Origin of the sequence: Bradyrhizobium sp. STM 3809 (assembly GCF_000239795.1) — a bacterium.
Classification (GTDB): Bacteria; Pseudomonadota; Alphaproteobacteria; order Rhizobiales; family Xanthobacteraceae; genus Bradyrhizobium.
In genome coordinates, this window is sequence record NZ_CAFJ01000215.1 from 1 (window position 1) to 12,637 (window position 12,637).

A 12,637-nucleotide genomic window follows, 5' to 3' on the forward strand; every position below is an offset into this window, starting at 1 on the left:
TCGGGTCGCTCAGGGGATCGCTGCATGCGGCTGCGCGGCTGAATGGCGCTGCAGGCCTACGCGTCGTCGGGCGACATCGGTGCGGCACGATACGCGTCCCGCAAGGCCGGAATTCGATCGTTCAGGTTCATGATCTCCGCGGCGCGTTCCAGGTCGCGCCAGAAGCCACCGTGCGGCGAGGTGAGGCGGCCGAGCTCCATGAGCGTATCCAGCGCCAGCTCGAGCTCGTTGTGCTCGAGATATTCTGCGAAGTCGCCGTACAGCTTCGCGCAGGCCTGCACATACCGCAGCGGCGGCGCCGGAAGTGCCGCCTGGGACCGCCCGAGCAACGCCTTGACCGCCGTCCACCGTGCAGCCTGATCCGGATGTCCCATCTCGCCGATCCAACCAGGTTGAAGGTCCTTCACCGACGATGAGAGCCGATGATTCGGGCTCAATCCTGTTCGGATGCCGAGCCCCATCCATCCTCCGACGTCTGCCCGACCGCCGCAAGCATCCGCCGGCGGCGCCACGGAGAACGACGGAGCGCGGACGCGGGAACGGCGTGTTGAGAGTTTGAGTTGACAAGTGCCGCGCTGCGGCCCCGCGATCACATGCGTCGAGGAGCGTCGCCACGCGGCGACCACGGTCGGCTGAGCGACGCCCGCCCGAGTTGTAAAGGGCGAGGGCTGCAAAATCCCCGCTATCAACTCAAGTGACGCGTCGAAATTCCATTTCACTTTAGATTGAGCGACCGGCACCTTCTTCACCCAGTTTCGCTCGTCGGAAGGGGGCCGAGATGCGTACTTTGATTGGGGTGTTGTTGACGGGTGCAATTCTCGGCGGCTGCGGTTCGCGCATCGCGCTCAGTCCGCCGCAACTGATCGGTGACGGAGAGGCGAACGTTGCCGTTCAGGAATTCCTGCTGAGCTCGCAGGCGCTCGCCAACGCCTATGGCATGGAATTCACGTTCAATCCCGACCTCCCGATGGCCTCCGGCAGGGGCGATCGCGTCAACCGCGATCTGTTCGGATTTCCGATTCGGGAGGAGGTCCCGTATGCGGTGTCGATGAAGGCGACGCTGCCGATGGGCCGCTTCGATGCGAGGCTCTGGTACATCAAGGCCGGCGCCTATGCGTCCATGATCCTGTGCCGCAACTACCTCTCGGGCCTGCGCGACCGGAACGAGTATTTCGAATTCCTGCAGAAGGAGTTCAACGTGGCCGGCGGGCTGGTGAATATCGCCATGCAGCTGAGCCACGCCAACGACACGATCCGGACCTCGGTGACCCAGGGGCTGCTGGCGGCCAATCAGGGCTTCGACGCCTATGAGAGCTTCCGTTTCCTCTCGCCGGAGATCGAGACGATTCTTCCGATCGTCACCAATGCCCAGATCACGCTGCGGGACTATTATCTCCGCGAGGACAAGGTGCCGGAGACCTTCTCGGGGGCGATGAACGCTGTGAGCCTTATCGAATATCAGTGCACGCGGTCCGGCATCCGGAGCCTGCTCAACAAGACCCTGATCCAGGGTGCTCCGCAATTCAACGTCATCAACGGCATCCTCTATGCGACGGGGCCGAAGCCGGAGGAGAAGCCGCTGGCGGGCCAGCCGGGGCCGGATCTGCACCTGCAAGCCGTGCCGCGATCGACGCCGCCGACAGCGGCCCCCGGGACGACCCCGAAGAGCCGGGATACGCAGAACCCGTGAGGCCTGCCGTCTCCGGTCACCATCGCGGATCGTGCCGGCCGGAGAGGCCGGGATCGGCAGCGTCAGCGAGACGCGCCGGAGAGCGATCCGCCGCGCGGCTCGACGAGCGACTTGATCGCACCGAGCATGCGCCGGCGGATCAGGCCGCTGGCCGGCCGGATCACGAGCCAATAGGGCAGGAACATCAGGTAGGACGCGCGGTCGGGACAATGCACGCGCGTTTCCGTCACCAGCCGCGTCAACTCTCCCTCGGGCTCCGCGATGAAGCCGAGCACGAGCTTCGGCGTGCGCGGGGCGTCGAAGGCAATGAACTCCTCCGGCCCGCTGATCTGCACCAGTCCGAAATCGTTGCGCCAGAACTGCCCGATCAGCCCGGCGGCCATGGCGCGGTCGCCGTCGCGGCCGAGCGGCGCAAAACTCTTCAGGCCGAACGGCCGCGGGGCCGGATGCCGCGCCGGCGCCAGCGCATGCATCAGCCGCGCCGGCGTTTGCCGCAACGCCATCGCCATGTCGGCGACGCGGTCGCGCGGCTCCCAGTTCTGGATGAGGTCGAGCAGCTCGCCCGGCGGACAGCGCACGCGCGTCTCGTGCCGCTCGGAGAACTGGTAGTCCGGCAGGAGGCGGTCGAGCAGGGACATCGGCGGATCGCTTTCCGCGAGCAGTAATCGTGAAACGCTCAAGATCAATGCTGCGCGCCCGCACCTCGGCGCTTCATGGCCGGGTATCCGAGGATGCAGACTGCTCCACCTGCCATCGGCGGCCGTAGCGAATCTGCAGGGTCTTGGTCCAGACCAGCGCAGTCGGCATTGCGATGAGAACGAAGACCCACGCCAGCCGCGGCGCTGCGCAGATGCAGGGCAGCAGTGTCACGAGGCAAACAAACCAGATCCTGGCGTTTGCCCGCATGTATCGCGGTCCATAGATCGGTCCCAGATCCCCGGCGAGACCTGGCCGCTGGCCCAGCCAGGGAAGCTTCGGCATCTGGTTGAGGGCTTGCAGCACCAGGGCCATCATCGCGATCACGACGCCCCAGCCCAACCAATCGAGGGGCGGAAGGCCAAACCACAGGGTGGGCGGAAGGCCAAGGCTCGTCACGATCAACAAGGCCTGGATCAGAAGCAGGGACAGGCAGCAGCCGATCGAGAGGCGTCTTCCCCAGGACAAGGAGGTCTGAGCTTTGGCGCCGAGGGCAGGTGTGCGGCGGCCGTTGGCAGCCAACCCCACGACGAGCGACGCAGCAATCACGGGGAGAAGGCAGATCTGCCAGAGCAGAGGCGTTTCCTGGCTTGCCGCAAGCGATGAGCCGTGGATGAAGAGCATCCGGACGGCCGCGGCCAAAACCATGACGACAACCAAGGCACCCGACAGCAGGGTTGTCCTGCGATCGATCATCATCATCTCGCCCTCCGCGACGTCTTGAGCTTGTGACCCCGGTGATCGCCGATCCCGACGGTTTCGGCAAAGCTGAGCAGCGCGTCCTCGAGCACCGAAAGCTTGAGACTGTAAGTGACGGACGTCCCCGCCTTGTCCGATTCGACCAGGTCCGCTTCGCGCAGAACCGCGAAATGTGCCGATAGCGTCGGCTTCGCGATGTCGAAATGCTGCGCGATCTGCCCGGCCGTCATCGGACGCTCCCGCAGAAGCTGCAAAATTCGGCGCCGGGTCGGATCGGACAGGGCCTTGAAAACCGAGTTCATGTTCCATTATTAGCTAATCATCGAAATAACGTCGAGCGGATCGCTTTGCGCGGCGATTGGCGGGAAGGCAGGCGCGTATTGTCGATGTTGCGATGGCGAGGCGCCGTGTCTGTCTCCTCCCGCATCCGAGCAGTAGCCGGGCCAAGCATGCTGCGTTCACGACCCGATTGCCGCCGGGGCGTTCACCGCGTCGTCCTGAGATCGCTTTGTTCGTCTACGTGTCGCCTCTCTTTGTTGCTGTCGCCCTGCGAGCGCGCTTTGATTGCCTCGTGGCGCTCTCGCGGCTGCATGTGCCCCGCATACCCGCCATGCCCAGACTGCCCGTCGTGCCAGTTTGCCGCAGCCTTTGGACTTGCGCCGTCGGGCAAATCACCTCCACCTTTCCGCCCGTCCCGTGCTCATCAACGAGGGGCGCTTCGCGAGTCGTCACGAGCGTTGGGTGGGGGATGCGATGGCCGGATCGGAGTTGCAGCTACGCATTCGCGAGCGGACGCACAATTTCGATGCGGACGGTGAAGTCGCGTGGTCCTGGCCTCCCGATGCTGAGGTCAAGCCTGCGGGCGTTGCGGTGATCGCGGCCTGCAGGTGATGGGGGCAAGACAGCCCGGTCCCCAGGGAGAGCGCGTATAAGCCGTAAGCCCATTGCGCAGGGAGGGCCGGGTGTGTTCGGCCAGACCTGTGGTGACTGCCGCCTGCATTTTCTTTCTGCAGGCGGGCCACGGGCGCGGCCAGCGCCCGGCCTTCCCTGCGCCCTCGATCTCCGAAGAGAGCGGTCTGCTGGCAAAGCTCGGACGCAACCGCGCCGCGAGACCGCGCGGTCGTGTTTGCACAGCTCGGGCCGTGAGGCATCGCTGGCGATGATCTTGGGGAGTTATGCCTGGTGCTGCCGGACAGGATTGAACTGTCGACCTCTCCCTTACCAAGGGAGTGCTCTACCACTGAGCTACGGCAGCAGAAGGGACATGCGGGTGGCGGCCCGAAGGCTGCGACCGAACGCGGGCGGTTCTTGCCACAAGGTCCGGGCCTGCGCAAGCGCGGCTCGCCCGGTTTTCGGGGAAAGCGGCGGATGTCGTCAGCCAAAGCGGAGCAAACCACCCCCGAATCGGCCCGAAATCGCCCGTTCGGGCTGCGAACTCGCTCCTGGCCGGCCGAACAGCGGAACGGAAGAGCCGGAATGAACAGGGTGCCCGGCAACTCCCCATCCGGGCAGGCGACGCAGCCCGGAGTGGAACCTACCGTCCGCGGCGCATCGCCTCTTGGCTTTCGCGTCCGCAGCATCGATTGTGCCCTGCTGGCGAGCGCCGGTAAATTGCGGGTGGGATCGTCGCGCCTCGGGTGCTCTCTCCCCGCGAGCGGGGCAGGGTGAGCGCCGCGCAAGCCGCGACCGTTGGCACTGGCGCGGGGAGAGGGGATGACGGAGCAGAGCAGCAAGGCGACGCCGAAGACATCGCGGGAGCAGCGGCTGAAGCAGGCGCTGCGCGAGAACCTGAAGCGGCGCAAGGCGCAGAGCCGGGAGCGCAGCCAGGCGGCCGACGAGACCGACGGGCCTGACAACGCGACGCGTGACGGGGCCGGCGATTCGAAGCGTTGAGCAGAGCGGACACGGGGAGCGTGATGACAGCGAACGAAGCAACGACGGGCCACGCAGCTCACGCCGAGCAGGCAACGAGCTTTGCGCGATTCGAGCAGACCTTCCCGGAGCTGACGCCGGCCGAGATCGCGCGGGTCCGCGGCTTCGGCGAGATCCGCATTTATCACGACGGCGAGTGCTTGTTCGAGACCGGCAAGCCCGGGCCGGGCATGTTCGTGATCCTGAAGGGCCATGTCGCCATCACCCAGCGCGACGGCCTCGGCCATGTCACGCCCGTGATCGATCAGGGACCCGGCCAGTTTCTCGCCGAGATCGGCCAGCTCTCGGGCCGGATCGCGCTGGTCGACGGCCATGCCGAGGGCGAGGTCGAAGTCATTCTGGTTCGCCCGGAACAGCTGCGCGCGCTGCTGATCGCCGAGGCCGATCTCGGCGAGCGCATCATGCGGGCGCTGATCCTGCGCCGGGTGAATCTGATCCAGGGCGGCGCCGGCGGCCCGGTCATGATCGGACCGCCGCAGTCGGCGGCGATCGCGCGGCTGCAGAGCTTCCTCACCCGCAACGGCTTTCCGCATCATCTGCTCGATCCGGCCCTCGATCACGACGCGGCCGACCTGATCGCGCGCTATTCGCCGAGCCCGGCCGAGCTGCCGCTGGTCGTGGTCGCCGACGGCCGCGTGCTGCGCAATCCAAGCGAGACCGAGCTCGCGCGCGCCATCGGCATGATCGGCGGCCCGCGCGGCGAGAAGATCTACGATGTCGCCGTCGTCGGCTGCGGGCCGGCCGGGCTGGCGACCGCGGTGTACGGCGCGTCGGAAGGCCTGTCGGTCGCCGTGCTCGACTCGCGCGCCTTCGGCGGCCAGGCCGGCGCCAGCGCGCGGATCGAGAACTATTTCGGTTTTCCCACCGGGATCACCGGCCTCGCGCTGACGGCGCGGGCCTTCAACCAGGCGCAGAAGTTCGGCGCCGAGATCATGATCCCGGTATCGGTGACGGCGCTCGATTGCGAGCGCAAGAACGGCGCCTTCGTGCTGGCGCTGGAAGGCGGCGACGAGGTGCGGGCGCGTTCGGTCGTGGTCGCGAGCGGCGCGCGCTACCGGCGTCCCGACCTCGCCCGGCTCAAGGAGTTCGAGGGCCGCGGCGTCTGGTACTGGGCCTCGCCGATCGAGGCGCGACTGTGCGCCGGGCAGGAGGTCGCCCTGGTCGGCGGCGGCAATTCCGCGGGGCAGGCGGCGGTGTTTCTCTCCGGCCATGTGAAGACGGTGCGGATGATCGTCCGTGGCGGCGGCCTCGCCGCGTCGATGTCGCGCTACCTGATCGAGCGGATCGAGGCGACGCCGAATATCGAGCTCATGTTCAACACCGAGGTGGTCGGGCTCGATGGCGGCCCCGATACCGGGCTGGAGCGCATCACCCTGAAGAGCCGGCTGTCCGGCGAACAGACGCCGGCCGAGATCAGCAACCTGTTTCTCTTTGTCGGCGCCGATCCGGCGACCGGCTGGCTCGGCGATTGCGGCGTGACGCTCGACCGCGCCGGCTTCGTCGTGACCGGCGCGCAGTCGGAGCAGAATGCCGGGCGGATGGTCTCGCCGCTCGAGACGTCGGTGCCCGGCGTCTTTGCCGTGGGCGATGTCCGCTCCGGCTCGGTCAAGCGGGTCGGCGGCGCGATCGGCGAGGGCGCCCAGGTGGTGGCGGCGCTGCACGGCTTTCTCGCCGACCCGCTGGTGCCGCCGGTCTGATTCGCGCGGCGGATGACACCGTCAGGGGATGAATCCCCGGAGGTTGCGACCTGCCGTTGCGAACTCATCAAATCGCCGTAATGTCGGTCCTGTTGCGCCCATCTCAGCCAAATTTCCGGTCAGCCCAGCAGGATCAGCATGGATCGCATTCGCATCGTCGGCGGCAACCCGCTTCACGGCACCATCCCGATTTCGGGCGCGAAGAACGCCGCCCTGCCGTTGATGATCGCGGGCCTTCTGACGCCGGAGACGCTGATCCTGGACAACGTCCCCCGGCTGGCCGATGTCGCCCAGCTGCAGCGCATTCTCGGCAATCATGGCGTGGACATCATGTCGGTCGGCAAGCGCCCGGGCGATGGCCAGTACCAGGGCCAGACCTTGCAGATCTCCGCGGCCGACATCATCGACACGACAGCGCCCTACGAATTGGTGTCGCGGATGCGCGCCAGTTTCTGGGTGATCGCGCCGCTGCTTGCGCGCATGCACGAGGCGCGGGTGTCCTTGCCCGGCGGCTGCGCCATCGGCACGCGGCCGGTCGATCTTTTGATCATGGCGCTTACGAGGCTCGGCGCCAGCATCGACATCGACGCCGGCTATGTCGTCGCCAAGGCGCCTGGCGGCCTGCGCGGCGGCACTATCGATTTCCCCAAGGTCACCGTCGGCGGCACCCATGTTGCGGTGATGGCGGCTTCGCTCGCCAAGGGCACGACGGTCATCACCAATGCCGCCTGCGAGCCGGAGATCTCCGATCTCGCCGCGTGCCTGAACAAGATGGGCGCGCGCATCGCCGGCGCCGGCACGCCTGTTATCGAGATCGAAGGCGTAGCGTCTCTGCACGGCGCCCGGCATACCGTGCTGCCCGACCGCATCGAGGCTGGCACCTATGCGATCGCCACCGCGATGACCGGTGGCGACGTGCAACTCGCCGGCGCCCGGCCGGAGCTGCTGCAATCGGCGCTCGACGTGCTGGCCGAGGCCGGCGCGGAGATCTCGAGCGATGCCGAGGGCATCCGCGTCGTGCGCAACGGCCATGGCATCCGCCCGGTGCAGGTCACGACCGCGCCTTTTCCCGGTTTTCCGACCGACCTCCAGGCCCAGCTGATGGCGCTGATGGTGCGGGCGCAGGGCGCATCCGCCATCACCGAGACCATTTTCGAGAACCGTTTCATGCATGTCCAGGAACTCGCCCGCTTCGGCGCGTGTATCAGTCTGGACGGCGAGACCGCGCGGATCGAGGGCATCTCGACCCTGCGCGGCGCGCCCGTGATGGCGACCGACCTGCGCGCCTCGGTGTCGCTGGTGATTGCCGGGCTGGCGGCGGAAGGCGAGACCATGATCAACCGCGTCTACCATCTCGATCGCGGTTTCGAGCGGCTGGAGGACAAGCTGAAGGCCTGCGGCGCCACCATCGAGCGCATCCGCGAATGAGGGCGCGAAGGGAATAAGGATGATGTCGTGACCGACCGGCTCAAACTGATCGCGCTCGACGCCGACGATCTCGCCGTCATCTCCGCCCATGTGCAGGACGCGCGGGTGCAGCCGGCCGACATCATCTGGCGCCAGGCCGAGAAGCGGCTGGTCATCGGCATGAACCGGCTCGACTGGGACCAGGCGCTGCACGGCGAGAACGAGCCGCGCCGGCTGCTGGCGGCGCTCCGCTTCGACCGGGTGCTGGCCTGCAAGTCGCGCCGCATCGACCTCGCCGCGCCCGACGCCGCGCTGGAGCTGATCGGCATCGAATTCCATCCCGGCACCGAGGCGCCGGCCGGCAGCGCGCTCTTGCTGTTCTCCCATGGCGGCGCACTGCGACTCGACGTCGAATGCCTGGAATGCGAGCTGACCGATCTCGGGGCTGATGACCTCGGCGTCGGCGGGATCGACGACGTCCCGCCGCTGACGGGGTAGGGGCCGGTTCAAAGGGTTGACGGCCCCGCGCTGCCGCGCCATTGAGCAGGGGGTCGGGGGCAGCCACCCCTTCGGAAAGTGCCAGAGATGCCCATTCGCCTGTCCCGCGCCAGCGCCGATTTCGACGCCCAATTCCGGCAGTTTCTCGCCGCCAAGCGCGAGACCTCCACCGACGTCGAAGCCGCCGCCCGCGCCATCGTCGACGACGTCGCCAAGCGCGGCGATGCCGCGCTGCTCGAGGCGACGCGCAAGTTCGACCGGCTGGAGCTGACCGCGTCCTCGCTGCGCGTGACGCCGGCCGAAATCGAGGCCGCCGTGAAGGCCTGCGACACGGCGACCGTGGATGCGCTGAAGTTCGCCCGCGACCGCATCGAGGCCTTTCATCTCAAGCAGCTGCCGGTCGACCAGCGCTTCACCGACGCCGCCGGCGTCGAACTCGGCTGGCGCTGGAGCGCGATCGAATCGGCCGGTCTCTATGTCCCCGGCGGCACCGCGGCCTATCCGTCCTCGGTGCTGATGAACGCCATTCCCGCCAAGGTCGCAGGCGTCAGCCGGCTCGTGATGGTCGTCCCGGCGCCGGACGGCAAGCTCAACCCGCTGGTGCTGGCGGCAGCCCATCTCGGCGGCGTCTCCGAGATCTACCGCGTCGGCGGCGCGCAGGCCGTGGCGGCGCTGGCGCATGGCACCGAGACGATCGCGCCGGTCGCCAAGATCGTCGGCCCCGGCAATGCCTATGTCGCCGCCGCCAAGCGGCTGGTGTTCGGCAAGGTCGGCATCGACATGATCGCCGGCCCGTCCGAGGTGCTCGTGATCGCCGACGACAGCGGCAATGCCGACTGGATCGCCGCCGACCTGCTCGCCCAGGCCGAGCACGATGCGAGCGCCCAGTCGATTCTGATCACCGACAGCCGCCGGCTCGCGGACGACGTCGCCCGCGCCGTCGAGGGTCAGCTCAAGACCTTGCCCCGCGCCGCCATCGCTGGCGCGTCCTGGGCCGATTTCGGCGCCATCATCGAGGTCGACGACCTCGACCAGGCCGTGCCGCTCGCGGACGCCATCGCCGCCGAGCATCTCGAGATCATGACCGCCGATCCCGATGCCTTCGCGGCCAAGGTCCGCAATGCTGGTGCCATCTTCCTCGGCGCGCACACGCCGGAGGCGATCGGCGATTATGTCGGCGGCTCCAATCACGTGCTGCCCACCGCGCGCTCGGCGCGGTTCTCCTCGGGTCTCGGCGTGCTCGACTTCATGAAGCGCACGTCGCTGTTGAAATGCGGTCCTGACCAGTTGCGCGCGCTGGGGCCAGCGGCGATGACTCTGGGTAAGGCCGAGGGTCTCGACGCCCATTCACGCTCCGTGGGAATACGCCTCAATCTGCCATGACCCAGCACCCGCCAGGCGACGACCGGACCAATCGCATCGTGGCGGTGACGCTCGACGAGGAGTCGATCGGCCGCTCCGGTCCTGACATCGAGCATGAGCGGGCGATCGCGATCTACGACCTCGTCGAGGAGAACCTGTTCGCGCCCGAGGGCGCCGACGGTCAGGGCCCCTTCACGTTGCATCTCGGCATCACCGCCAACCGGCTGATGTTCGACATCCGCAAGGAGGACGGCACGCCGGTCGTGACCCATCTGCTGTCGCTGTCGCCGTTCCGGCGGATCGTGAAGGACTATTTCATGATCTGCGACAGCTATTACAACGCGATCCGCACCGCGACGCCCGACAAGATCGAGGCCATCGACATGGGCCGCCGCGGCATCCATGACGAGGGCTCGCGCACTTTGCAGGAGCGGCTGAAGGGCAAGGTGCGGGTCGATTTCGAGACCTCGCGCCGGCTGTTCACCCTGATCACGGTGCTGCACTGGAAGGGCGAGGGCCAGTGACGCCGCGCGCCCGCCACCGCGTCTCCATCCGTCCGGCCAAGGGCGCCTAGAAGCATGGCCGAGGGGCCGCCGCGCGCGCGCCAGCCGCAGGCGGTGCTGTTCGCCTGCGCCCAGAACAGCGTGCGCTCGCCGATGGCCGAGAGCCTGCTGCGGCAGATGTTTCCGAAAGGCCTCTACGTCCGCTCCGCCGGCGTCAAGAAGGGCGAGATCGACCCCTTCGCCGTGTCCGTGATGGCCGAGCTCGGCCAGGACATCTCGCAGCACAAGCCGACCACCTTCGAGGAGCTCGAGGACTGGGAGGGCCTGAACTTCGATCTCATCATCACCCTCTCGCCCGAGGCGCACCACAAGGCCCTCGAGCTCACCCGCACCATCGCCGCCGACGTCGAATACTGGCCGACGCCGGATCCGACCGGCACCGACGGCAACCGCGAGCAGAAGCTGTCCGCCTATCGCGAGGTCTGCGACGGCCTGTTCACGCGCATCCGCAAGCGCTTCGCCAAACCGGGGCCTGCGGGCTTGTGAGTTCCGGTTCCCCAGGCGAGGTGTCATCGAACCGAAATACCAGCGTCGTCCCGCGCTCAAACTCGCACCGTAGAGCAGGCGGTCGCAGCCTTGTCGCACCCTGCGGGTTGTGGAAAGACAGCCCTTCCGATAGGTTCCGCGCGCCCGCCTCACGACCTCCGAATCCCCTAGCGAAATCAGCATGCTCGGCCGTCCCAAAATCGTTCTCGCATCAGGCTCGCCGAGGCGTCTGGCGTTGCTCAACCAGGCCGGCATCGAGCCCGACGCGCTGCGTCCCGCCGATGTCGACGAGACGCCGAAGCGCGGCGAGCTGCCGCGCGCCTGCGCCAATCGTCTCGCCCGCGCCAAGGCCGATGCCGCGCTGAAATCGGTCCAGCTCGACGATGAGCTGCGCGGCTCCTTCATCATCTCCGCCGACACCGTTGTCGCGGTCGGCCGCCGCATCCTGCCCAAGGCCAATCTCGTCGACGAGGCCTCGCAGTGCCTGCGTCTCCTGTCGGGCCGCAACCACCGCGTCTACACCGCGATCACGCTCGTCACGCCGAAGGAGGCGTTCCGCCAGCGCCTCGTCGAGACCCGCGTCCGCTTCAAGCGGCTCAGCGAGGACGATATCCAGGCCTATATCGGCTCCGGCGAATGGCGCGGGAAAGCCGGCGGCTACGCCGTGCAGGGCATCGCCGGCTCGTTCGTGGTCAAGATGGTCGGCTCCTACACCAACGTCGTCGGCCTGCCGCTCTACGAGACCACGACGCTGCTCGCCGGCGAGGGCTTTCCGATCCGCTTCGGCTGGCTGAACACCGTCGGCGTCTGAGCGCTCTCCTCGTTCGAGCATCATCCTTCGGAAAACCGGGGTCCACTTCTCCGGATCGCGCTCCGAAGGGTGCATCCGCCCGACCAGACGCCTAAATAGCGGTCATGTCCGACGAATCGCTCCATCCGAAGTCCGCCGCCGCGGCCAGGCCCATCCGCCGCTGCCCGATCTGCAACCGCCCCGCCGCGGAAGCCTCGCGCCCGTTCTGCTCGCCGCGCTGCCGCGACGTCGACCTCAATCGCTGGCTCAGCGGCTCCTATGTCATCCCGGCCACCGAGGGCGACGAGGACGACGTCGAATAGCGCAGTGTTTTCATAGATTTGCATCGGTGGCGCCGGCGTTTGCGACGACGGCCGCGCAGCTGCAAAAGGAATGTGAAAACTTCGCGTCTCGGCGGTAGACAGCGCCGTCCCGTCTGACTATAACCCGCCGGCTCGTCGGGCTTTTTCGGCCCGTAAGAGACATGCCCAGGTAGCTCAGTTGGTAGAGCATGCGACTGAAAATCGCAGTGTCGGTGGTTCGATTCCGCCCCTGGGCACCACGCTTCGCCCTGCGGGCTACGCGTGGCGCAGCCGCGCAGTAGCCCGCAGGGCGAAGCGTGTCCGGCGTAGCGTCTTCGCGAAGCCGGACGTTTGAGCCCGCCCAGTCTCGCTTGAGCCGCGCTCTCTGATCCCCGATCAACCCTGTCAAACAGCCTCCCGCCAACAGCGCGCCGCAGCCCGCGCCCATGCGCCCACGACCTCGCGGCCTGAACAGCCCGAGCTCTGTTGCGGTCTGGCGTCCTCATCCAAAGAGA

14 protein-coding genes and 2 tRNA genes are annotated in these 12,637 nt (G+C 67.4%); 11 read left to right on the forward strand and 5 right to left on the reverse strand.

The genetic code is table 11. The annotated features are described in order from the left end of the window. Positions 1-56: 56 nt before the first annotated feature. Entirely contained in the window at positions 57-749 is a 693-nt protein-coding gene (locus BRAS3809_RS37285) for a hypothetical protein (RefSeq protein WP_240535650.1), read from the reverse strand. A 29-nt stretch (positions 750-778) separates the two neighbouring features. Between BRAS3809_RS37285 and BRAS3809_RS11610 the strand changes: the two genes are divergently transcribed. Then, positions 779-1,690, forward strand: a complete 912-nt coding sequence (locus BRAS3809_RS11610) for a hypothetical protein (RefSeq protein WP_008962288.1) — start codon at positions 779-781, stop codon at positions 1,688-1,690. A gap of 62 nt (positions 1,691-1,752) precedes the next feature. Here the strand turns inward: BRAS3809_RS11610 and BRAS3809_RS11615 are convergent, their stop codons facing one another. The 4 genes from BRAS3809_RS11615 to BRAS3809_RS11635 form a co-directional block, all read right to left on the reverse strand. After that, positions 1,753-2,328, reverse strand: coding sequence for a hypothetical protein (locus BRAS3809_RS11615; protein ID WP_008962289.1), 576 nt, complete (start codon positions 2,326-2,328; stop codon positions 1,753-1,755). A 73-nt stretch (positions 2,329-2,401) separates the two neighbouring features. Then, positions 2,402-3,088 (reverse strand): hypothetical protein, encoded by a 687-nt coding sequence (locus BRAS3809_RS11620; RefSeq protein ID WP_008962290.1) that lies wholly within the window; start codon positions 3,086-3,088, stop codon positions 2,402-2,404. Then, positions 3,085-3,387, reverse strand: a complete 303-nt coding sequence (locus tag BRAS3809_RS11625) for an autorepressor SdpR family transcription factor (protein ID WP_035656126.1) — start codon at positions 3,385-3,387, stop codon at positions 3,085-3,087. The genes BRAS3809_RS11620 and BRAS3809_RS11625 overlap by 4 nt, the downstream gene beginning before the upstream one ends. 878 nt (positions 3,388-4,265) lie before the next feature. After that, positions 4,266-4,340, reverse strand: a tRNA-Thr gene (locus BRAS3809_RS11635). 458 nt (positions 4,341-4,798) lie between these two features. Here BRAS3809_RS11635 and BRAS3809_RS11640 point away from each other — a divergent pair. From BRAS3809_RS11640 to BRAS3809_RS11685, 10 genes are all read left to right on the forward strand, one after another. Beyond that, positions 4,799-4,978, forward strand: coding sequence for a hypothetical protein (locus BRAS3809_RS11640; RefSeq protein WP_008962293.1), 180 nt, complete (start codon positions 4,799-4,801; stop codon positions 4,976-4,978). Positions 4,979-5,001: 23 nt separating this feature from the next. Continuing rightward, entirely contained in the window at positions 5,002-6,714 is a 1,713-nt protein-coding gene (locus BRAS3809_RS11645) for an FAD-dependent oxidoreductase (protein WP_008962294.1), read from the forward strand. A gap of 138 nt (positions 6,715-6,852) precedes the next feature. Then, positions 6,853-8,142, forward strand: coding sequence for a UDP-N-acetylglucosamine 1-carboxyvinyltransferase (gene murA, locus BRAS3809_RS11650; protein ID WP_008962295.1), 1,290 nt, complete (start codon positions 6,853-6,855; stop codon positions 8,140-8,142). A gap of 27 nt (positions 8,143-8,169) precedes the next feature. Next, a complete protein-coding gene (locus tag BRAS3809_RS11655) occupies positions 8,170-8,619 on the forward strand; it encodes a DUF2948 family protein (RefSeq protein WP_008962296.1) in 450 nt (149 codons plus the stop codon). An 87-nt stretch (positions 8,620-8,706) separates the two neighbouring features. Continuing rightward, positions 8,707-10,002, forward strand: a complete 1,296-nt coding sequence (hisD, locus tag BRAS3809_RS11660; RefSeq protein WP_008962297.1) for a histidinol dehydrogenase — start codon at positions 8,707-8,709, stop codon at positions 10,000-10,002. Beyond that, the gene (locus BRAS3809_RS11665; protein WP_008962298.1) at positions 9,999-10,505 is read left to right on the forward strand and encodes a UPF0262 family protein; all 507 of its coding nucleotides are present in this window, start codon (positions 9,999-10,001) and stop codon (positions 10,503-10,505) included. The genes hisD and BRAS3809_RS11665 overlap by 4 nt, the downstream gene beginning before the upstream one ends. Positions 10,506-10,559: 54 nt before the next feature. Then, positions 10,560-11,030: an arsenate-mycothiol transferase ArsC gene (locus BRAS3809_RS11670; RefSeq protein ID WP_008962299.1), complete on the forward strand. Its 471-nt coding sequence runs from the start codon at positions 10,560-10,562 to the stop codon at positions 11,028-11,030. A 181-nt stretch (positions 11,031-11,211) separates the two neighbouring features. Continuing rightward, positions 11,212-11,841, forward strand: a complete 630-nt coding sequence (locus tag BRAS3809_RS11675; protein WP_008962300.1) for a Maf-like protein — start codon at positions 11,212-11,214, stop codon at positions 11,839-11,841. Positions 11,842-11,945: 104 nt separating this feature from the next. Beyond that, positions 11,946-12,143 carry a DNA gyrase inhibitor YacG gene (gene yacG, locus BRAS3809_RS11680; RefSeq protein WP_008962301.1) on the forward strand — a complete coding sequence of 66 codons (198 nt, stop codon included), beginning with the start codon at positions 11,946-11,948 and terminating at the stop codon, positions 12,141-12,143. Between the two features lie 163 nt (positions 12,144-12,306). Then, a tRNA-Phe gene (locus BRAS3809_RS11685) sits at positions 12,307-12,382 on the forward strand. Positions 12,383-12,637: the final 255 nt, after the last annotated feature.